Here is a 20661-nt window from a genome sequence, read left to right on the forward strand (position 1 = left end):
CCTGATCAGCCCTGGCCGCTGGCGGACAGGATCGACACGTCCTCCAGGAGGTGGGCCAGCGCACCGTCGCGCTTGGTCTGCGTCGAGTTCTCGGTGCACTGCTGGTTCAGGTCGTCCGACAGCAGCGGGATGTCCTGGATCGGCACCAGGCCCACCACGCTGACCGGGATGTCGCTCACCGCGATGCAGGGCTTGTTGAAGGAGCCCTGGATGAGCGCCATCTGCGGGCTCATGTTGCCGTACGTCGCGGAGTTGCCGAAGTACTGCGAGGCACCGTTCCCGTTGGCGACGAGCGGCCCGCTGTCGTCGCCGAGCGCCATGGCCTGCGGGGCCGCGGCAGCGGAGGCACCCATGACGGAGGCGGCGATCGCCGCGTAGGCAACAACCTTCTTGATCACTGACTCGGTCCTTTCTGAGGAAACCCCGTCCACCGGAGCGCCCTGGTCAACTCCGCGACTGCAAACGGGTTTCTCCCGTTCACTCGGTCGGCCGACAACGGGAAGTGTGTGCGGATACCCGCGACCGCCCCGTATTCCAGCGGGTTCGCGTCCATTTCACCGTTCCACACGGGGCCAACCGGGTGAACGCCCGCAACCAATCATCCCGCGTCCTGTTGATGAGGCCGTAGGACAGTGCGTCGCTACGAGGAAAGGAACGCGAAGTGCTCAAGAAGGCAATGGTCGCCGCGGCGGCCGCCGCTTCTGTGATCGGTATGACGGCGGTTGCGGCTCCCCAGGCGCTTGCCATCGGAGACGACAACGGTCCGGCCGTGGCCAACGGCAACGGTGCCGTGTCGTCGTTCGGCAACTCGGCCACCAAGGGCGACATGAGCCCCCAGCTCTCCCTGGTCCAGGGTTCGCTGAACAAGCCGTGCCTCGGTGTCGAGGACGTCAACGTCGCCGCCCTCAACCTGATCCCGATCCAGGACGTGGCGCTGCTGTCGGACGACCTCAACCAGCAGTGCTCCGACAACTCCACCCAGGCCAAGCGCGACGGTGCCCTGTCGCACATCCTGGAGGACCTGTCGGTCCTGTCGGCGAACGGCCAGAGCTGAGCCGTATCGCGCTAGACCGGAGTGGTCCGCCGTCACACGCGCGGGCCACCCGGTCGGCACACGGGCGGGGATGCCGCCGGGCGAGGGAACACCACCCTTCCGGCGGTACGTCCGCACCGTGTGGTGAGGCTTTCGGGTGACTTTCCCGGGGTTCCACGTTCTGTTGTTTCTCCAGCCGTCAATTCCTCGTTTGCAGGCTGCTGGTCATGGTGCGAGCCGTCCAAGCTGTGCTCGCGCGGTTTCGGCCGTCAATCAGGCATGACCGCAGAGAAGGGAAAGTTCATGAAGAAGAGCGCTGCTGTCGTCGCGGGCGCCATCATGGCCATGGGCATCGCCGCCCCGGCCTTCGCCGACGCCGGTGCCGAAGGTGCCGCCTTCGGTTCCCCGGGCGTCCTGTCCGGCAACGTCATCCAGGTCCCCGTGCACGTCCCCGTCAACGTGTGCGGCAACAGCATCAACGTGATCGGTCTGCTGAACCCGGCGTTCGGCAACGCGTGCGTGAACCACTGACGTCGTTCGGCACCAGTCGACCGGCTGCGTTACGGCCGGCCTTGTCCAACTCGCTTGGTTCAGGGCCGGCTTTTCCCCTTTTACGAGCCAACCGCTCCAGGCAGGAAGACAACTAGAGTGCGACAGACCCTGAGCAGGGGAATGGTCGCGGCCGCAGCCGCGACGAGCGTCCTGTCCCTGTGTGGCAGCCCCGCCTTCGCCGACGCGCAGGCCGACGGGGCAGCCGTCAACTCGCCGGGCGTGCTGTCCGGCAACACCGTCCAGGTGCCGATCGACGTGCCGGTGAACGTCTGCGGCAACAGCATCGACCTCGTCGGGGTGCTGAACCCGACGTTCGGGAACCAGTGCGCCAACGTCAGCGAGCAGCACCACCGGGCCGACGCCCACGAGGACGGCTCGGGCCACGGCTCCGAGGACCGCGGGCAGGGCTCGGACGAGTCCGGGTACGGCTCGGAGGACCGCGGGCACGGCTCGGACGACTCCGGCTACGGCTCCGGCGAATCCGGGTACGGCGGCGACGAGTCCGGGTACGGCGGCGGTGAGTCCGGGTACGGCGGCGGTGAGTCCGGGTACGGCGGCGGTGAGTCCGGCCATGGCGCGGAGGACCGCGGGCACGGCTCGGACGACTCCGGCTACGGCTCCGGCGAATCCGGCTACGGCGACGAGTCGGGCTATGGCGGCGGTGAGTCCGGGTACGGCTCGGAGGACCGCGGGCACGGCTCCGACGACTCCGGCTACGGCTCCGACGACTCCGGCTACGGCAGTGACGAGTCCGGCTACGGCTCGGACGACCGCGGCTACGGCTCCGACGGAGGCTACGGCTCCGGCGGCGGGTACGGCGGCGGCGCCCACGCGGGCGGCGTCACCGAGGGCTCGCCCGGCGTCGGCTCCGGCAACGCCATCCAGGTGCCGGTCGACGTGCCGGTCAACCTCTGCGGGAACACCGTCGACGTGATCTCCGCCCTCAACCCGGTCTTCGGCAACCGCTGCGAGTCCGGGGGCTACGGCGAGGAGGAGACGCCTCCCACCACGCCGCCCACTCCTCCCACCACGCCGCCGACGAAGCCGCCGACGCCTCCCACGAAGCCGCCGACGCCTCCGACCACCCCGCCGACGACGCCCCCCACGACCCCGCGGACGCCTCCGCCGCTGGCCGAGACCGGCGCCACCGGCACCATGGGGTCGGCCGCAGCCGCTGCCGCCCTCATCGCGGGCGGTGCCATCCTCTACCGCAGGGGCCGCACCGCAGCCCAGCGCTGAGCCAGGGTTCCCCACTCCCCCCACCGCGCCGCCCCCGCCGGACACCGCACCGTCCGCCGGGGGCGTTGTCGTGCCCGGGGCGCCGCCCACCGCCCCGGTGCCGGGTCAGCGGCGGGCCGCCCACTCCTCGTCGCCGCGCCCCGCGCGGCCGGGATCGGGAGCGCCCGCCTGCCGCACCACCCGCGCCGAAGCCGGCCCGTCGGACCGCGCCCCGCCCGTACGGGACGCCGGGCGGCGCAGCAGCCGGCCCGCCGCGTGCCGTCCCCACCGCGTCCACAGGGCCCGCCCCGGGGCCCGGTCGTCCCGGGCGTGCCAGGCCAGCTCGCGTCCCTGGGCCGCCGGACGCAGGGCGCTGAGCGGCGCGTAGTTCTCCACCACGAACCTCCGCCCCGGCAGCGGCTCCCCCACGGGCAGCGGGCGGTGGGTCAGGTCCAGGTGCAGGGCGCGCACCACGTCCAGCCCGGCCGAATCGGCGAAGAGCCGGAACTGTGCGCCGGGCCGCGGGTTGAAGTCGAGCAGGTGGTACGCGCCGGTCGTACCGCAGCGGCGGAAGTCGAGGTCGAACACGCCCCGGTAGCCCAGTTCGCGTACGACCCGCCCGGCGAGCGCCGCCACCGGCGGGTTCGGCTCCCAGCGGCCGACCGCCGTCAGACCGGCGCCGCGCGGCCGGGCCCGCGTCTTGCGCCCCGGACCGCCCGCCCGTACCGCGCCCGTACGGTCGGCGTACCCGTGGACGAACCAGTCCCGGTCCGTCCCCGGCTCCAGGAACGCCTGGAGCAGCAGCCGGCTCCCCGCCTCCCCGGCCCGCAGGAACAGCTCCCGGGCCTCCCGCGCCGAGCGCAGCAGCACCGTGCTGCGCAGCCCGCTGCCCGCCGGCACCAGCCACGGCCGGCTCCACTTCGCCACCACCGGCAGCCCCAGCCGCCACGCGGCGCGGGCCGCCTCCTCGGGGCCGTCCGGCACCACCGTCTCCGGGTGCGGCACACCGAGCGCCGCGCACAGCCCGGCCAGCTCCGCCTTGTCGGCGACCCGCGCCGGCAGCTCCCCGGGCAGGTCGGGCAGGAGGAAGGCGGGGGCCAGCTCGGCCCGCGCCCGGCCCACCGCGACCGCGCACGCGTCGTCCATCGGGATCAGTACCGCCGGCCGGGCGATCCGGGCGGCGATCCGGCGCAGGGCCGCCGTGATCTCGGCCGCCGGGGCACCGGGCGGCGGGGGAGTGTGCAGGGCGGTCACGAAGCGGGAGGCGCCGACGGGGCCGCCCGCGCAGTCGGCGACCAGGTGCACGTCCACCCCGGCCCGGCCGAGCGAGCGCACGGCGCCGAGGGTGCCGTGGTGGAACGGATTCCGGTCGGTCCGCAGCACAACGGCGGGGACGCGGGTGTCGAACAGCGGCACGGCGGGGTTCCTTCACAGTCGGTCCGGATCACCGGAGCGGGCGATCGGCGCACTCGAATGCCGTAACGGCGGTGGCGTGAGGGCCTGTCATGTGACTGGGTGTCACTATGTGTCCCCGGCCGTGCACAGAGGGGGACGCGCGACGGAACAGGGAGTGATTGGTGCAGCAGGGCAGCACAGCGCAGGACGCAGAGCCGAGAGAGGAGCCGGTATGACCTCCCATCAGCCACCGCGCCGAAGCCGCGGGCCCGCCCGCGCGGCGGCGGCGGTCGCCGCGGTGGTGGCGGTGACGGCCGTCCTGGCGAGCGGCCCCCAGGCCGCCGCCGAGGACCCGGCCCTGCCCGCCCCCGCCGCCGCCTCCGCCGTCCCGGCCCCGGCCCCTGCCCCCGGCTCCGCCGCGTCCGCCGTCCCCGCCCCGGCCCCCGCCGCGCCCGCGGCGAAGGGCACGCCCGCCTTCGGCGCGTACCTGGACTACGGGCCGGACGGCGTCGCCCGCATGGCCGAACTCGGCGACTGGCTCGGCGGCGCCGACCTGCGCGTCGGCCACACCTACCTGCCCGGCGACCGGTGGAGCAACATCGAGGGCGCCCCCGGATTCCTGACCTCCTGGGCGCGGTGGCGCACCGACCGCCCCGACCGGATGCTCGTCCTCAACGTGCCGATGATGGAGCGCAACGAGGAGGGCGTCGGCGACGCCGAGGTCCGGGCCCTGCTGCGCCAGGGCGCCGCCGGCCGCTTCGACCACCACTACCGGGCCCTCGCCGAGCGGCTGGTCGCCCTCAAGGTGCCCGACACGGTGCTGGTCCTCGGCTGGGAGATGAACGGCATCACCTACACCCACCGCTGCGGCCCCGACCCCGAGGCGTGGAAGGCGTACTGGAACCGGATCGTCACCACCATGCGGTCGGTGCCCGGCCAGGAGTTCCGCTTCGACTTCGCGCCCAGCCGCGGCCGGGACGCCGTGCCGTGGACCGAGTGCTACCCGGGCGACGACACCGTCGACATCATCGGCATGGACTCCTACGACCAGCCGCGCGGCATGCCCTTCGACGAGCAGGTGAGCGAGCCTTACGGCCTCCAGGCGCACATCGACTTCGCCAAGGCCCACGGCAAGCCGGTCTCGTACCCGGAGTGGGGGCTCTTCCGCAACGGCGACAACCCGGAGTACATGCGGCGGATGCTCGCCTGGATGGACGAGCACCGGCCGCTGTACAACACCGTCACCGACTACTGCCCGCACGGCGTGTGGCAGTGCGGCCAGAACCCCGAGTCCACCGCCGTCTACCGGTCCGTCCTCTCCGGCCGCACCGAGGAGCCGGCCGCCGCCCCCACCATCCCGGCGCCGCCGGCCGGCTGCTCGCCGCTGGGACTGGGCGACTGGGTCGAGTCCTGGCTCGGCGGGAGGCTCTGCCTGCGGCTGGAGTGGTGGTCGCGCGACCGGTAGCGGAACGCGCCGGCGGCCGGAACGATCAGCTCCGGCCGCCACCGCGCTCCCTCCGCTCCCGCCACACGCCCAGCGCCTCCTTGCCGCGCCGGCGGGCGGCGGCGTCCGCGAGGGCCGCCGCCAGCAGCGGGGCGGTGCGCCGGCGGGCCAGCAGCAGCCGCCCGTTGGCCACCGGCAGGGGGCGCCAGTGGTGCTTGTACGGCTCGTTGCCGCGCAGCAGGCTCAGCGTGCCGTGCCCGCCGCCGCCCGCGCGCCCGGCGCACGCCTCCAGCAGCATCACCGCCACGTCCGCCTTCAGCTCGCGCAGCCTCGGGTGGGCGCCGTACAGGTAGCCGCCGGCCAGTCGCGGCGAGCGCAGCGTCAGGTCCACCGCCACCACCTCGTCGTCCAGCCGGAACTCGGTGACCACCGCGTCCCCGGCCCGGACCATCGGCCCCGCCGCCCGCACCAGGTGCTCGCGGAACCGGGGCCGCAGGTGCTCGCCGGTCACCTTCCGCCCCTGCCACTGGAGCCGGTGCAGGTCCAGCAGCCGCCCGAGTGCCGCCTCCGTCTCCTCCGGGAGGACGGCGCGGCCCTTGACGCCGAGCGCGTCCAGTCTGCGCAGCTTGGCGCGGACCCGCTGCCGCGCCTTGGCCGAGGGCAGCCGGGCCACCAGGTCGTCCATCGGGGCGGCGGGCAGCTCCAGGCAGAGGGAGTCCGCCAGGCGGTGCCGGGGCCCGCGCCAGCGGTCGTAGACGGCCTCGGCGGCGGCGCCCGGCCGGACCTCGCGCAGGTCGACCAGGGCGGTGCGGGCCGCCCGCGCCAGCGTGCCGGCGAGCGCGTCCGCCGCCCGGGTGCCGTGCCCGTCGTCCAGCAGTACGTCCCCGTAGTCGCAGATCGCCCCGCCCAGCGGCACCAGCGCCGGCACCGGGCGGGCCACCCGCATCAGCGGGGCCGCGCCCACCAGCGCGGCGCCGTCCCGGACGAGGAGAAGCCGCAGCCGGCCGGGGCGCCCGTACGAACGCCACCAGGAGTGCAGCCAGGCGTGGCTCTGGAACGGGGTCGCGGCGGCGCACCGCCGGTACAGCCGCGTCCACTGCGGGCCCAGTTCGGCGAACCGGCGCTCGTCGGTGACGAGTTCACTCGTGTACGTCACAGCAGTCCGCGCGCGTCGCCGGCGGGGGCGCCGGGGGCGGGGACGGCTCTCTCCGCCGGGGTGCGGCGCGGCCGGACCAGCATCGCCAGAGCGCCGAGCAGCCCGCCCGCGCAGGCGCCGACCAGCCCGGTCACGGGGGCGGACGCCGAGGACGCCTCGGCCGGCCTGGTGGCCCGCGCGAACTCCCGCAGCTCGACGTGGGTGTCGCCCCCGGCGGTCTGGGCGTGCCGGGTGAGGGCCTGGGAGACGGCGTTGGCCATGGCCGCGGCCTTGGCGGGGCGGGGGGAGGTGGCCGTGAGGGAGACCATCGGCGCGTCCGGCGAGGTCTCGGCCCGCACGCCGGAGCGCAGGGTGGCGACCGGCACGCCCGCCGTCTTCTGGGCGCCTTCGAGCACCGCGAGCTGCGTGGCGACCCGCCCGTACGCCTGGGCGAAGCCGAGCGCGGCGGCCGGGTCGGACTTCTCGGTGGGGACGGCGACGACATAGCTCGTCGCCGTGTACTGCGGGGTCCGCAGCAGCCCGTAGCCGCCGCCGAGCAGCCCCCCGGCGACGACGCCGGCCGCCAGCAGCGACCAGGCGGGCAGGGACCGGCGCGGCAGGCGCGGGGCGTCCGCGCGCCGGCGCAGGCGCGGCAGGCGTCCCGGGCCGGGCTCCGGCGCGGGCTCGGCGCGCGGCCCGTCGGTGAGGTGCCGGGCGGCGGGCGCGGACTGGACGGTGGACTCGGTCATGCGGAACCAACTCCCTGGAGGGCCGGGTACGGGGGGCGGGTGAGGGCGGTCGCGTACACGTCCATCAGCCGGGCGGCGCTGCGGGTGACGCAGTAGTGGCGGGCGGCCTCGGGCGCGGTGCGCGGACCGGCCGGGGCGGCGCGGGCCTCGGCGAGGGCGCGGGCGAACCCGGCCGGTCCGCCGCCGACGTGCCGGGCGGCGGGCGCGGCCGACGGGGGGAGGTCCTCGATCGCCGGACAGGAGGCGTAGAGCACCGGCAGTCCCGAGGCCAGCGCCTCCACCGCCGCCAGCCCGAACGCCTCCTCCGGCGACGGCGAGGCCAGGACGTCCATCGCCGAGAGCAGGGCGGGCAGGTCCGGCCCGGCCGAGCCGTCGGGCAGGGCGGGCCGCTCCCCGGCCAGCACGACCCGGCCCCCGGCCCCGGCCCGCCGGGCGGCCTCGCGCAGCGCGGGCTCCTCGGGGCCGCCGCCGACCAGCAGCAGCCGGACGTCGCCGGGCAGCCGCGCCAGCGCCCCGACCAGGACGTCGAACCGCTTGCCCGGGACGAGCCGGCCCAGGCCCCCGACGACGTACGCGTCCTCGGGCAGGCCCAGCAGGCGCCGGGCGCGGAGCCGGGCCGCGGGGTCGAAGCGGAAGCGGTCCAGGTCGACGCCGTTGGGGACGACCTCGATGCGGGGCGCGGGCACGCCCCAGCGGCGCAGCCGGGCGGCGACGGTGGGGGAGACGGCGACGGTGGCGCGGCCCAGCTTCTCCCCGGCCAGGTACAGGGCGCGCACGCCCGCGGTGAGCGGACGGCCCTCCATCTGCGTGTCGCCCAGGGAGTGTTCGGTGGCGACGACCGCCCGCACCCCGGCCAGCCGGGCGGCGAGCCGCCCGTAGAGACAGGCGCGGTACAGGTGGGTGTGGACCAGGTCGTAGCGGCCGGCGCGGATGACCCGGGCCAGCCGGGGCAGCGCGGCCAGGTCCCGGTTGCCGCCCATGCCCAGGTGGGTGACGCGCACCCCGTCGGCGGCGAGACCCTCGGCGACCGGACCCGGGTTGGTGAGCGTGACGACCTCGCTGTCCACCGGCAAGTGGCGCAGCAGCAGCCGCAGTTGCTGCTCCGCGCCGCCCACGCCGAGGCCGGTGATGATGTGCAGGACCCTGGCCGGGGCGGGCTCCGCGCGCATCTCACACCCCCTGCGAGGGGCGGCGGCGCAGCCGGTGCAGCCGGGTCTTCAGCAGCATCCGTACGGCCGTGTCCCGCTGCCCGACGTGCACCCGGGGCAGCGCGTACGGGCCGGTCAGCGGGCCGGGGTCGATCGCGCAGGCGTAGGCGTAGCCGGCCTCGCGCACGGCGTCGGCGGCCCGCCGGTCGACGGCGCCGTACGGGTAGCAGAACCCGGCGGGCGCGGTGCCGGTCAGCTCGGTCAGCAGCAGGCGGCTGCCGGCCGTCTCGGAGGTCAGCGCGGTGGCGCCGGCCGTGGTGAGGTCGGCGTGGGTGAGCCCGTGCGAGCCGATCTCGATGCCCTCGGCGGCGGCCTGCCGGATGCCCTCGCTGGTCAGCAGGCGTTTGCGCGGGCCCAGCGGGTCCCAGGCGTTGTCGCCGCCGAGCCGCCCCGGCAGGACGAACAGGGTCGCCCCGCAGCCCCGGCGGCGCAGCACGGGCAGCGCGTGCTCGACGAAGTCGGCGTACCCGTCGTCGAAGGTCAGCCCGACCAGGCCGCGGTCCTCGCCGCGGGCGCGGGCGGCCAGCAGCGCGGCCACCGACACCCCGCGCAGCCCGCGCCGGCGCAGCCAGCCGAGCTGCGCGTCGAGCCGGTCGGGTGTGACCGTGATGCGGTACGGGTCGTCGCTCGCGTCGCCGACGGAGTGGTACATCGCCACCCACGGGACGGTGCGGGCACGCGGGCGGAGTTCAACGGAATCTGCGGAAACGGCCATGCGGAAGCCTTCGTGTGACGGGACGGAGGAGGGTGCGGAACGCCGCGCGGAGGAGGGGCGGGGCGGAGTGCGCGCAGCGGACGGCGGTGGTGGCGCCCTGGACGCCCAGGGCGAGGCCGAGCAGGGCGAAGACGGCGAGGACGGTGACGGCGCCGGCGGCGACTCCCGCCGCCGGGGAGGCGGCCCGGTCCGCGGCGAACGCGCCCGCCGCCGTCGCCACCGCAGCCGCCGGCACCAGCCTGGCCAGCTCGCCCAGCACCCGGCCCGGACGGACCGGCACGCTGCGCGGGCCCATGCCGGCCAGCAGCAGGGCGGCGGTCAGGGTGATCCCGGCGGCGTTGGCGGCGGCGATGCCGGCCACGCCCCAGGGGCCCACGGCGAGCGCGCCGAGAGCCGCGGTCGCCGCGACGCCGGCCGCCATCGCGGCGAACGGGTACCAACTGCCGCGGCCCGCCGAGAAGTAGGAGCGGGCCAGCGCGCCCACCACGGTCTGGCCGAGCAGCCCGAGCGCGTACACGCGCATCACCCCGGCGGTCGCCGCCGTGTCGGCCGCGCCGAAGGCGCCGCGCTCGAAGAGGGCGGCGATGATCCGGGGCGCGCACGCGACGGCCACCGCCGTGCCCAGCAGGACCAGGCAGGCGGCGAACGCCACGTCCCGCTCGACGCGGTCGCGGGCCCGGACCGTGTCACCGTCGGCCAGCGCCCGCGCCACCACCGGGAAGGTGACCGTGCAGAGCATCAGCGACAGCGTCATCGGGATCTGCGCGACCTTCTGCGCGTAGTTGAGGTGCGAGATGGCCCCGGCGGGGAGCCCGGAGGCGAGGAAGCGCTCGATGAGCACCTGGGACTGGCGGCACAGCGCGAAGAGCAGGACGGTGGCGAAGAGGCCGAGCGCGAGGGGCCGCGCGGGCGGCTTGCCGACGGTCCGGCCGGGGGCGGGGGCGGGGGCGGTCCGGGGTGCGGTGACGGGTGCGGCCGTGCGGTCGGGGGTGGGGCCGGTGGCGGGTCGGCTTGTGTGGCCGGATGTGGGGCCGGTGGCGGGTCCGGGCTCGGGGGCGGTCGTGGGTCCGGTCGTGGGCAGGTCCGCGCGGCCGGTCGTGAGCCGGCTCGCTCGGCCGGTCGTCGCTTCGTCCGGGGGGCCGGCCGTGCGTCCGCCGGTGCCCGCCGTGGCCCGTCCCGCGCCCCGGGGCCGCAGCCGGCCCAGCAGCGACGGCGCCTGGGCCGCCACCATCAGCACCCCGCCCACCGCGACCCCCGCCGCCGCCGAACGCACCCCGAGGCGCCCGCCCAGCACGACCATCGCCGCGATGATGCCGGTGTTGTACGCGACGTAGATCGCCGCCGGTGCCAGGAACCGCCCGTGCGCCCGCAGCGCCGCGCTGCAGTACCCGGCCAGCCCGAAGCTGAGCAGGCAGGTCGCGGTGAGCCGGGTGCACTCCACCGCCAGGGCGTGGTCGGCCAGGCCCGGCGCCAGCGCGCGCACCAGCAGCGGGGCACCGGCGGCGACCAGCGCCCCGGCCGCCGCGAAGGCGAGCGCCAGCCGGGGCAGGGTGGCGGCGACCAGCGCCCGCACCGGGTCCCCGGGCACGCCCCGGGCGCGGCGGGCCAGGGCCACGCTGAACATCGGGACCAGCGCGAAGGCCAGCCCGTCCTCGATGAGCAGCGTCGCCGCGAACTCCGGCACCGTCCACGCCACCAGGAAGGCGTCGGTCGCGCTGCCCGCCCCGAAGAGCCGCGCCAGCGCCTGGTCCCGGGCCAGCCCGAGCACCGACCCGGCGACCGACAGGGCGGCCGTGACCAGCGCGGCCCGCGCGAGGAAACCCCGCGAGGAACGGGCCGGACCGGCCGCCTCGCGGACCGGCGCGGGCGCGGGTGCCGGGGCCGTGGCCGGGGCCGGGGCGGCCGGGGGAGGGGTCACCGTCATGGGGCCGGGGCCTCCCGCGCGCCCCACGCCCACCAGGCGGCGAGCCCGAGGCCGAGGGCGGTCAGCACCGTCGAGGGCCCGCCGATGTCGGCGTAGGAGAAGTCGACGAGCTGCCACATCAGCAGCCCGCAGGCGATCAGGGCGCAGTCCGCCTCCGCCCCGCCCCCCGGACGGCGCCGGCCGGCGGCGAGGCGGCGCAGGCCGAGGACGAGCAGCGCCAGCCAGCTCCCCGCCAGCGCCACCAGCCCGATCAGCCCCTGCTCGGCCAGGACGAGCAGGTACATGTTGTGCGGGGAGAGCAGCGGCTGCCGGTAGTAGCCGGAACCGGCGCCCTCGGTCTCGCTGCCGGAGGACAGGGCGAGCGAGGCGTGGCCGTCCCGGTGCTCCGGAAAGCCCTTCAGGCCGACGCCGGTCAGCGGCTGTTCACGCCACATCCCGGCCGCCGCCGCCCACATCGTGTACCGGTCGGTCACCGAACGGTCGGGGGCTTCGGTGACCCGGGTGATGCTGTCGACGCGCTCCTGGAGCATCGCCGTCCCCACCCCGAACCCGGCCACCAGCACCACGCCCGCCGCGACGGCCGCCGCCCCCACCGCCAGCGCCCGCCGCGCCCCGGACAGCAGCAACTGCGCCGCGCAGGTCAGCGCCGTGGCGATCCACGCCCCGCGGCTGAAGGAGAGCGCGAGCGGCAGCAGCAGTGCCAGCGCGCACCCGGCGGCCACCGCCCGCTGCCGCACGGGCCCGCTGCCGAGCGCCAGACCCACCGCGCAGACCAGCCCCAGGGCGACGACGGTCGCCATCCCCATCACGTCCTGCGGCCCGAAGGTGCCCACCGCGCGCACCTGCTCCCCCTGGTAGGAGGCGCCGGTCCCGGTGGCGTACTGGTGCACCCCGACCGCGCCCTGCCACAGCGCGAGCCCCACCGTCGACCAGGCCAGCAGCCGTACGTCCGAGCGGCCCCGCACCAGCAGCAGCACGGCCGCCGGGACCAGCACGAAGAGCTGGAGGTAGCGGCAGAGGCCGACGAGCCCGGCCTCCGGCGAGGACGCGCCCAGCGCGGCGACGGTCAGGCCCACCACCGGCAGCCCCAGCACCACGGCCGCCGTGCGCGGCAGCGGACGCAGCCGCCCGCGCAGCAGACGGACCGCGCAGAACACCACCAGCACCGCCGAGGCCACGTCGGCCGGGTGCGGGCCGCCCTCCCCGTCCGGGGGGACGGGCAGCGCCAGCAGGACGACGACCGCGACCGCGGCCAGTACGGGCGGCAGCCGGCGCACGCGCGCGGCCGGCCACAGGGCAAGGGCCTGGCTCACCGGGTCAGCTCCCCGTGGGACGCAGCAGCGCGACGGCCGTGCGCAGCAGGATGCACACGTCCTGCCACAGCGACCAGTCGTCGATGTACGCGTTGTCGAAGCGGGCCCGGTCCTCGATCGAGGTGTCGCCGCGCAGCCCCTGCACCTGGGCGAGCCCGGTGATGCCGCCCGGCATCCGGTGACGGGCCGCGTAACCGGGGTGGGCGTCGCTGAACTGGGCCACGAAGTACGGGCGTTCGGGGCGCGGGCCGACCAGGCTCATGTCGCCGCGCAGCACGTTCCACAGTTGCAGCAGCTCGTCCAGGGAGGTGCGGCGCAAAAAGCGGCAGAACCACGGCATCCGCCGCTCGTCCGCCACGCTCCACCGGGTCGCCGCCTCGTGCTCGTCGGCCGGGCGGTGGGTGCGGAACTTCAGCAGCGTGAACGGCTTTCCGTACTGGCCGACGCGCTCCTGCCGGAACACCACGCCCGGCCCGCCGGTCAGCCGCAGCGCCGCCGCGCAGACCAGCAGCAGCGGGCTCAGCAGGAGCAGCAGGGCCCCGGAGACGGTCACGTCCAGCACCCGCTTGCCGGCGCCGCCCGGCGCCCGGGGGCCCGGCGCGGGGGCGCGGCAGGGGAAACCGGCGAGCCGGTCGCCGCCCGGGGCGGGCGCGGGCCCGTCCACCTCCAGCTCCCACACCGCGCACCCCGACTCGGTGAGCACCCGCAGCAGGGGACCGGGCCCGGCCCCCGGGGGCGGGCGCACGGCCAGCACATCGCGCACGCCGTTCTGCACGACCGCCCGCCGTACCTCCTCGCCCGTGGTCAGCACCGGCAGCCCGGCGGCGGCGTCCGCCTCCTCGGCGACCACCCCCACCGGCCGCACCCCGCACCGCGGATGCCGCAGCACGGCGGCGGCCACCCGCTGCGCGGCGGCGGCCGGCCCCACGACCAGGGCGGCCCGCGGCCGGTTCAGCAGCGCCGCGCGCCGCCGCCGGTGCAGGGCGCCCCGCCCGGCGCAGACCGCCGCCGTGTGCAGCAGGAAGCCGCCCAGCAGGGTCGCGGCGGACAGCGCGTGCGGCGGGGAGCACGCCGCCACCAGCGCGGCGAGCGTCAGCCACACCACCGCGATCCGGCCGCTGAGCGCGGGCAGTTCGTCCAGTACGCCGGGGAGCCGGCGGCGCGGCCGGGGGCCCGGCAGCAGCGCGGCGCCGGCCAGCAGCCCGGTCAGCAGCGGCCGGTGCGGGACGCCGCCGAGCATCAGGGAGCCCGCCAGCGCCGCCGCGCCGTCCACGACGAGCAGCGGTACGAGGGAGGAGGGGCGGGGCGCCGGCGGCCGGGCGGGCAACGGGACACCGGTGCCGGCGCGCGGCTCCAGTACCGCGACGGAGCCGAGGTCGCCCGGTTGCCCCGCGGGCGTGGGGACGGTGCTTTCCGCGGTCACGAGGAGACGGCCTCCCTGGAGTCGGTGGACACGGACGGCCGGTGCGCGGCCCCGCCGGACGGGACCCGCTCCGTCGGGGCCGGGCCGTCCAGGACCTCGCGGTACACCGCGGCGACGGACCGCGCGGTGTGCCGTACGTCGTGCGTGGCAAGGACGTGCTCCCGTCCCGCGCGGCCCAGCGCGGCGAGCAGCGGGGCGTCCGCGAGCAGCGCGGTCACCGCGCCGGCCAGCGCGGCCGGGTCCCCCGCGGGCACCAGGCCGTACGGGGCGAGGGCGGCGGGCAGGGACTCGCGGGCGCCGTCCACGTCGGTGACGACCACGGGCCGGCCGCAGGCCAGCGCCTCCAGCGGGGCCAGCGCCATCCCCTCCCAGCGCGAGGGCAGGACGACCAGATCGGCGGCCCGGTACCAGGGGAGGGGGTCGGGGGCGTTCCCGGCGAAGAGCACGGAGGCGGGGGCGGCTTCGGCGAGCCGGGCCCGCTCCGGGCCGTCGCCGACCAGCGCCAGCCGGGCCCCGGGCAGCCGGGCGCTCACCCGCCGCCAGGCGGCCAGCAGCACGTCCTGGCCCTTCTGCCGGCACAGCCGTCCCACGCAGACCACCAGCGGGCCGCCCGGCGCGAGGCGGGCCGGGGCGGGGCCGGCCGGGGGCTCGGCGCCGGTGCCGCCGCCGCGGGCGCCGGTCTCGGGGGCGGGGCGGAAGCGGTCGGTGTCGACGCCGTTGGGCACGACCGACCAGGGGCCGCGGACACCCGCCCGTTCGCCGCGCCGCCGCTCCGCCTCGCTCACGCACACCGTCCGCGCCGTCCAGCGCGCCGCCCACCGCTCCCACTCGCGCGCCAGGGCGGCGGTCCGCCCGTCGACCGCCTCGAACGACCAGGCGTGCGGCTGGAACACGGTCGGGACGCGCCCGCGCAGCGCGAGCCGGCCGGCGAGACCGGCCTTGGCGCTGTGCGCGTGGACGAGGTCGGGCCGGGCCTCCCCGACGATCCGGGTGAGCCGGCGCACCTCCCCGGCGAGCGCGGGGCCCAGGGAGCGGGTCGCCGGCCAGGGGTGCACCCGGGCGCCCAGCGACCGGAGTTCGGCGGCGAGGCGGCCCTCGGGGCAGGCCACCTCGACCCGCAGCCCGCGGCCGGCCTGATCGCGCGTCAGGTCCGTCACGACCCGGGCGACCCCGCCGTCCACCGGCTGGGTGACATGGAGAACTCCCGTACCGCGGGCGGGCGGTGACAGGCGCATACGGATGCCCTTTCGGAACGTGCGGAGCGTCCGTGACCTTCGGAGCTGCTGAGGGGTGGGGGAATCAGACGGGGGTGACGCGTGGTGAGGGGGGTCCGGGGCGCGGCCGGGTGCGCGGAGGCTGTGGGTTCATGTGTGCGACAGCGCCCTCGGCCGGTGGCCCGCGGGGGTGCGGGGCCCCGTCGACTGCTGAGGGACTCTATCCGGTATCCGTATGAAACGGTTGAAAGCAGACAAGTGTGTTGGATTCGTGAACGCCGGGTTCCGGCAGATCACTCCTTTGGCGGCAGAACTCGGGGCGCCGCGGCGCGTTGACACCGTGCCGGGCACCCGCCCGGATGTTTGTGTCAACCCCAAGGAGCACCTCTCCATGTCGCGTATCGCGAAGGGCCTGGCCCTGACCTCCGTCGCCGCCGCCGCGGTGGCGGGCACCGCCGGTGTCGCCGCTGCCGACAGCGGCGCGCAGGCCGCCGCCGCCCACTCCCCGGGCGTCCTGTCCGGCAACGTGCTGCAGGTTCCGGTCCACATCCCGGTCAACGTCTGCGGCAACACCATCGACGTCATCGGCCTGCTGAACCCGGCGTTCGGCAACGTGTGCGTGAACGACTGACGTCGCTCGACGCCGTGCGCCGGCCGTCCGTACCGCGGTTCCCCCGCGAACGGGCGGCCGGTTCGCGTGTGCGCGGGGGCGCGCTCTCCCCCTCCCCGCACCCCTCCGGACGACCGGTCGGCCGGGAATCTCATATGTCTTCCGCACCATGGAGTTGCCGCTTCCCGTGGTGATCGTTGACCACGGTGTCAGCATTCCCCGCGGTGACCTGCGCCGCCGAAGAAAGGATCACGCGATGAAGTCCCTGAAGGCCGCCGCCGTCGTTGCCGGTTCCCTCGTCGCCGCCGGAGCCGCCGCGCCCGCGTTCGCCTACGACACCGCCGACCTCGCGCCCACCAGCCTCAACGGCGCCGTGAACTCGCTCACCAAGGGCCCGATCGACGTGATGCCGCTCAAGCACCAGTCGAACGCGCTCGACACCGAGAACGAGGACTCCGTCCTGCACACGGTGAACGGCGCCACCACCGCGCTCAACGCCGGCGGCGGCCTCCTCGGCGGCCTCCCCCTCGGCGGCTGACCCCGAGAAGGGCGGCCCTCCTGCTCCAAGTGGCCCTGCGCGGAGTGACCGTGGGGCCCCACGTCCGGTTGGTGCACCGGAACACCGAACCGGACGAGGAGCAAGCCATGATCGTCAACGCTGAGGGAGCGCCCGACGGCGCACGGCGGGAATCGGCGGAGCCCGCGAGACCCGGCCCCGGGCGCCGCACCCGGCGACACCTGCTCCGGGGCCTGATCGCCCCGGCCGTCGCCGTCACCCTGGCCCCCCTGGTCGCCGCCTCCCGGCCCCCCGGGGAGGCCGGACCCTCCCGGGCCCCGGACCCCACCCGGCCCCCGCGCCCCGCACCGGCGCCGGGCGGACCGGTCGAGGCCGCCGCCTTCGAGGAGACCTACCGGGGGCGCCGTATCCGCGGCGTCCGGACCACCGACGGCCGGGCCCTCGGCGGCGACGACACCTGGCACGTCACCGTCGACGGCAGGCCGCTGCACCTGATGCGCCGTGCCGACGGCACCTGGATGAGCATGGTCGACCACTACGGGTCGTACCCCACCCCGCTCGAAGCGGCGCGCGGCGCGGTCGACGAACTCGGCCCCCGCGAGCACCTGCTCCCGGCCACGCACGGCGACGGCGGCCACGATCTCAGGAGGGGGCGCCATGGCGTACACCCGTAAGGACGTCACCACACTGACCCGCACTGAGAAGCGGCGCTTCGTCGACGCGCTGCTGGAGGTCAAACGGCGCGGCGAGTACGACGAGTTCGTCCGCACCCACATCGAGTACTACGTCGCCGACGGCGAGAAGGGGCTGCGCGCCGCCCACATGGCGCCGTCCTTCCTGCCCTGGCACCGGCGTTTCCTGCTCGACCTGGAGCAGGCGCTGCGCCGTGTCGACCCCTCGGTGACCGTGCCGTACTGGGACTGGACGAAGGACCGCTCCGCCACCGCCTCCCCCTGGACCGCCGACCTCCTCGGCGGCACCGGGCGCGGCGGCGACCACCGGGTGACCGCCGGGCCGTTCGCCTACGACGGCGGCGCGTGGCCGATCCGGGTCAACGTCACCGACATCGCCTACCTCACCCGGGACCTCGGCCGCAGCGCCGACCCGATCACCCTGCCGACCGCGAGCGACCTGAAGTGGGCGCTGGACGACCCGGTGTACGACACCGCGCCGTGGGACTCGACGGTGAGCAAGGGCTTCCGCAACAAGCTGGAGGGATGGGGCCCGGGGCGCGGCGCCGCCTCGTGGCGCAACCACAACCGGGTGCACCGCTGGGTCGGCGGCGCCATGGTGGGCGGTGCCTCGGTCAACGACCCGGTGTTCTGGCTGGTCCACGCCTTCGTCGACCTCCAGTGGTCGCGGTGGCAGGCCCGGCACCGCGACAGCCGCTACCTGCCCGCCGAGCCGCCCGGCCTCGGCAACGCCCAGCGCGGCCGGGTCGTCGCCCGGCACGAGCGGATGCCCCCGTGGGACGTCACGCCGGACCAGCTCGACGACCACAGCGCGATCTACCGGTACGCCTGAGGCTCGTCGGGCGGCGCGGGCGCGCACGGGAAGAGCCCCGGCCGGGCAGGGCGCGGCCGGGGCTCTTCGTGCGTCCGGGGGCTTCAGCCGCCGTAGCCGCCACCGGCGTGGCCGCCGTGACCGCCACCGTCGTTGACGCAGGTGTTGCCGAAGGCCGGGTTCAGCAGGCCGACCACGTCGATGGTGTTGCCGCACAGGTTGACCGGGATGTTGACCGGGACCTGGACGACGTTGCCCGACAGCACGCCCGGCGAGCCCACGGCCGCGCCCTGGGCGCCCGCGTCCGCCATGGCCAGGCCGGTGCCGCTGAGCACCACGGCGCCGGCACCGAGAGCGACACCGGCAGCCTTCGCGATGCGAGACATCACGTTCTCCTTCTGACTCGGGGGAGCGCGACGGCAGGAACGCGCCGCCGCACTGCCGGTTCAACGCGCCAGGTCGAACACGGTCACGGGGGGAATGTGAGGATCACCCTTTTTGAACGACGGCGATGTGGTACGGCCGGGCCGGCGACCGGTGGGGAGGGTGGGGCCGGTGAGGCCGTCGCGGGGCCGGTGGGGCCGTCGCTGGGCCGTGCGGGCGGGGGGTCAGGACAGCCGGGGGCCAGGGCAGCCGAGGGGTCAGGGCAGACGGGCGGTCACGGCAGGCGTCGTACCGGGGAGCCCGCCAGGTACGCCTGGATCGCCTCGACCGCCTGCCCGTAGTACGTGGCGTAGTTGGACCGCGAGACGTAGCCGAGGTGCGGGGTGGCCAGCAGGCGCGGCGCGGTGCGCATCGGGTGGTCCGCGGGCAGCGGCTCGATGTCGAACACGTCCACCCCGGCCCCGGCGATCCGGCCCTCGCGCACCGCGGCGAGCAGCGCCTCCTGGTCGACGATGGCGGCGCGGGAGGTGTTGACGAGGTAGGCGGTCGGCTTGAGCAGGGCCAGTTCGGCGGGGCCGAGCAGACCGCGGGTGCGGTCCCCGAGCACGAGGTGGACGGAGACGAAGTCGGCGGTGGAGAGCAGCTCCTCCTTGGAGGCGGCGAGGCCGACGCCGATCTCGTCGGCGCGCTCCCGGGTGAGGTTCGCGCTCCAGGCGCTGACGCGCATGCCGAAGGCGAGGCCGACCCGGGCCACCTGGGCGCCGATCCGGCCGAGGCCCAGCAGCCCGAGCCGGCGGCCGTGGAGATCGGCGCCCACCGTCTGCTGCCAGGGCCCGCCGGTACGCAGGGCGGTGCTCTCCTCGACGATGCCGCGGGCCAGCCCGAGCAGCAGCGCCCAGGTCAGTTCGGCGGCGGGGGTGACGGCGGAGTCCGTGCCGCAGACGGTGACGCCGTGCGCCTCGGCGGCGGCGTAGTCGATGACGCCGTTGCGCATGCCGGAGGCGACGATCAGCCGCAGCCGCGGCAGACGGGCGATCAGGGAGCCGGGGAACGCGACGCGTTCGCGCAGGGTGACCACGATGTCGACGTCCGCCAGCGCCTCGGCGAGGGCGTCCTCGTCGTCGAGGTGCCGGTCGTACGAGACGACCTCGACGGCCTCGGCCAGCGGCGACCAGTCGGCGCTCTCCCGGGCCACCCGCTGAAAGTCGTCGAGCACCGCACACCGCAGTCGCACACGGACCACTTCCTTCCGCCTCACGTCCGGCCGGCGCCCGGCGGGACCGCGCCCGCGGCCGGGCACCGGGAGGGGCGCACACTCTATCCCGTGGGCTCCGGCGCACCCCGGCGGTGGTCGGGTGCGCCCGCTAGGCGGCCTGCTGGGAGGCGGCGGCGTCGGGGCGCAGGTCGTCGAGGGTGAGGGGGCGGGCCGGCGGATCGGGCAGGACGAGCCGGCGGGTCGGGCGCGGGCCGGGGGCGACGTGGAGCAGTTCGCCCGGCTCCAGGGGGCGCCAGCCCGGGTGGTCGTCCATGCGCTCGCTCGCCACGACGGCCGAGGGCCGGCCGGCCAGGTCCTCGGAGTGGACCCGCATCCGCCCCTCGCTGCCGCTGTGGTCGAGGTGCCGGTCGCCGTGGAGACCGCCCGCCGGACGGTCGAGGACGTACAGCTCGTGGGTGTCCGGATAGCGCAGCGCCCACAGTTCGCCGGGGGTGACGAGGATCAGGTTGAGGGCGTAGACGGGCAGGTGGGCGGCGATCCAGCGGGCGGCCCGGGTGAGGCCGGCGGTGACGTCGCCGCCGGCCTCGCGGGTCTCCCGGGTGACGAGGGCGAAGAACCGCTCCGAGTCGGTGTCGCCCCGGACCAGCGAGCGGTCGGCGCCGAGGTGGTCGTCGAGCGCGGCCAGGTCCTCGACGACCCCGTTGTGCGCGAAGAGCCGCCCCTCCTGCTCGAAGGGGTGGGTGTTGCGGGCCTCCAGCCCGCCGGTCGAGGCGAACCGTACGTGGGCGAGGAAGGTGGCCGACTCGACCTCCCGGGCGTCCTCGGCGAACGCGCGGTCCCGGAAGGCGGCGATGGGCGCCTTCTCGGTGCGCGGGGTGCCGTCCGCGGCGAAGTAGCCGAGGCCGGTGCCGTCGGGGTCGCGGTGGCTCTGCCGGGCGAGGCTGTCGGGGGCGTCCAGCAGCCAGAAGGTGGCGCGGGTGCGCCGGGGCGCGCTGCCGAGTCCGAACAGACGGCACATCGGTCCCTCCACGGGTCGTCGGGGCGTGCCACCGGGTGTCACCGGACATCACCGGGTGCCACCGGGTGCAGGGGGGCGCGGACCCGGTCG

General features: G+C 76.3%; 21 protein-coding genes. 8 read left to right on the forward strand and 13 right to left on the reverse strand.

Annotated elements, in window-relative coordinates; translation table 11 throughout:
* Window positions 1-5 precede the first annotated feature (5 nt).
* The gene (rdlB, locus tag J5Y05_RS22180; RefSeq protein ID WP_030418200.1) at window positions 6-398 is read right to left on the reverse strand and encodes a rodlin RdlB; all 393 of its coding nucleotides are present in this window, start codon (window positions 396-398) and stop codon (window positions 6-8) included.
* Between the two features lie 263 nt (window positions 399-661).
* Between rdlB and rdlA the strand changes: the two genes are divergently transcribed.
* From rdlA to J5Y05_RS22195, 3 genes are all read left to right on the forward strand, one after another.
* Window positions 662-1054, forward strand: coding sequence for a rodlin RdlA (gene rdlA / locus J5Y05_RS22185; RefSeq protein ID WP_210874792.1), 393 nt, complete (start codon window positions 662-664; stop codon window positions 1052-1054).
* 282 nt (window positions 1055-1336) lie between these two features.
* Entirely contained in the window at window positions 1337-1564 is a 228-nt protein-coding gene (gene chpD / locus J5Y05_RS22190) for a chaplin ChpD (protein WP_281730793.1), read from the forward strand.
* A 141-nt stretch (window positions 1565-1705) separates the two neighbouring features.
* Window positions 1706-2824 carry a chaplin gene (locus J5Y05_RS22195; RefSeq protein ID WP_210874794.1) on the forward strand — a complete coding sequence of 373 codons (1119 nt, stop codon included), beginning with the start codon at window positions 1706-1708 and terminating at the stop codon, window positions 2822-2824.
* Window positions 2825-2929: 105 nt separating this feature from the next.
* Here J5Y05_RS22195 and J5Y05_RS22200 read toward each other — a convergent pair whose 3' ends face one another.
* Window positions 2930-4219 (reverse strand): carboxylate--amine ligase, encoded by a 1290-nt coding sequence (locus J5Y05_RS22200; protein WP_210874795.1) that lies wholly within the window; start codon window positions 4217-4219, stop codon window positions 2930-2932.
* A gap of 211 nt (window positions 4220-4430) precedes the next feature.
* Here J5Y05_RS22200 and J5Y05_RS22205 point away from each other — a divergent pair, with 211 nt between their 5' ends.
* Window positions 4431-5663, forward strand: coding sequence for a glycoside hydrolase family 26 protein (locus tag J5Y05_RS22205; protein ID WP_210874796.1), 1233 nt, complete (start codon window positions 4431-4433; stop codon window positions 5661-5663).
* Window positions 5664-5688: 25 nt separating this feature from the next.
* On the opposite strand, the gene J5Y05_RS22210 is transcribed toward J5Y05_RS22205, so the two are convergent.
* The 8 genes from J5Y05_RS22210 to J5Y05_RS22245 are packed head-to-tail and all read right to left on the reverse strand — an operon-like array spanning window position 5689 to window position 15344.
* On the reverse strand, window positions 5689-6798 hold the full coding sequence (locus J5Y05_RS22210; RefSeq protein WP_210874797.1) for a GNAT family N-acetyltransferase: 1110 nt from the start codon (window positions 6796-6798) through the stop codon (window positions 5689-5691).
* The gene (locus J5Y05_RS22215; protein WP_247615087.1) at window positions 6795-7526 is read right to left on the reverse strand and encodes a YveK family protein; all 732 of its coding nucleotides are present in this window, start codon (window positions 7524-7526) and stop codon (window positions 6795-6797) included. The genes J5Y05_RS22210 and J5Y05_RS22215 overlap by 4 nt, the downstream gene beginning before the upstream one ends.
* The gene (locus J5Y05_RS22220; RefSeq protein WP_210874798.1) at window positions 7523-8695 is read right to left on the reverse strand and encodes a glycosyltransferase; all 1173 of its coding nucleotides are present in this window, start codon (window positions 8693-8695) and stop codon (window positions 7523-7525) included. Before J5Y05_RS22220 ends, J5Y05_RS22215 begins: the two co-directional genes overlap by 4 nt.
* Window position 8696: 1 nt before the next feature.
* A complete protein-coding gene (locus J5Y05_RS22225) occupies window positions 8697-9386 on the reverse strand; it encodes a polysaccharide deacetylase family protein (RefSeq protein ID WP_210874886.1) in 690 nt (229 codons plus the stop codon).
* Between the two features lie 37 nt (window positions 9387-9423).
* A complete protein-coding gene (locus J5Y05_RS22230; protein ID WP_210874799.1) occupies window positions 9424-11373 on the reverse strand; it encodes a lipid II flippase MurJ in 1950 nt (649 codons plus the stop codon).
* Window positions 11370-12686: an O-antigen ligase family protein gene (locus J5Y05_RS22235; protein WP_210874800.1), complete on the reverse strand. Its 1317-nt coding sequence runs from the start codon at window positions 12684-12686 to the stop codon at window positions 11370-11372. The genes J5Y05_RS22230 and J5Y05_RS22235 overlap by 4 nt, the downstream gene beginning before the upstream one ends.
* Window positions 12687-12690: 4 nt before the next feature.
* A complete protein-coding gene (locus tag J5Y05_RS22240; RefSeq protein ID WP_210874801.1) occupies window positions 12691-14109 on the reverse strand; it encodes an exopolysaccharide biosynthesis polyprenyl glycosylphosphotransferase in 1419 nt (472 codons plus the stop codon).
* Entirely contained in the window at window positions 14106-15344 is a 1239-nt protein-coding gene (locus J5Y05_RS22245) for a glycosyltransferase (RefSeq protein WP_210874802.1), read from the reverse strand. The genes J5Y05_RS22240 and J5Y05_RS22245 overlap by 4 nt, the downstream gene beginning before the upstream one ends.
* A 370-nt stretch (window positions 15345-15714) precedes the next feature.
* On the opposite strand from J5Y05_RS22245, the gene chpG reads away from it, so the two are divergent.
* The 4 genes from chpG (at window position 15715) to J5Y05_RS22265 (ending at window position 17974) form a co-directional block, all read left to right on the forward strand.
* Window positions 15715-15954: a chaplin ChpG gene (chpG, locus tag J5Y05_RS22250; RefSeq protein ID WP_210874803.1), complete on the forward strand. Its 240-nt coding sequence runs from the start codon at window positions 15715-15717 to the stop codon at window positions 15952-15954.
* A 235-nt stretch (window positions 15955-16189) separates the two neighbouring features.
* Window positions 16190-16471: a hypothetical protein gene (locus tag J5Y05_RS22255; protein ID WP_210874804.1), complete on the forward strand. Its 282-nt coding sequence runs from the start codon at window positions 16190-16192 to the stop codon at window positions 16469-16471.
* A gap of 107 nt (window positions 16472-16578) precedes the next feature.
* Entirely contained in the window at window positions 16579-17124 is a 546-nt protein-coding gene (locus J5Y05_RS22260) for a tyrosinase family oxidase copper chaperone (protein WP_210874805.1), read from the forward strand.
* Window positions 17108-17974 (forward strand): tyrosinase family protein, encoded by an 867-nt coding sequence (locus tag J5Y05_RS22265; protein WP_210874806.1) that lies wholly within the window; start codon window positions 17108-17110, stop codon window positions 17972-17974. Before J5Y05_RS22260 ends, J5Y05_RS22265 begins: the two co-directional genes overlap by 17 nt.
* Before the next feature lie 83 nt (window positions 17975-18057).
* On the opposite strand, the gene J5Y05_RS22270 is transcribed toward J5Y05_RS22265, so the two are convergent.
* The 3 genes from J5Y05_RS22270 to J5Y05_RS22280 form a co-directional block, all read right to left on the reverse strand.
* Window positions 18058-18339 (reverse strand): chaplin, encoded by a 282-nt coding sequence (locus tag J5Y05_RS22270; protein ID WP_210874807.1) that lies wholly within the window; start codon window positions 18337-18339, stop codon window positions 18058-18060.
* Between the two features lie 272 nt (window positions 18340-18611).
* Window positions 18612-19571 carry a D-2-hydroxyacid dehydrogenase family protein gene (locus tag J5Y05_RS22275; protein ID WP_210874808.1) on the reverse strand — a complete coding sequence of 320 codons (960 nt, stop codon included), beginning with the start codon at window positions 19569-19571 and terminating at the stop codon, window positions 18612-18614.
* Window positions 19572-19701: 130 nt separating this feature from the next.
* On the reverse strand, window positions 19702-20571 hold the full coding sequence (locus J5Y05_RS22280) for a class II glutamine amidotransferase (RefSeq protein ID WP_210874809.1): 870 nt from the start codon (window positions 20569-20571) through the stop codon (window positions 19702-19704).
* Window positions 20572-20661 lie beyond the last annotated feature (90 nt).

The sequence above is a fragment of the Streptomyces tagetis genome, from assembly GCF_018069565.1.
Taxonomy (GTDB): domain Bacteria; phylum Actinomycetota; class Actinomycetes; order Streptomycetales; family Streptomycetaceae; genus Streptomyces; species Streptomyces tagetis.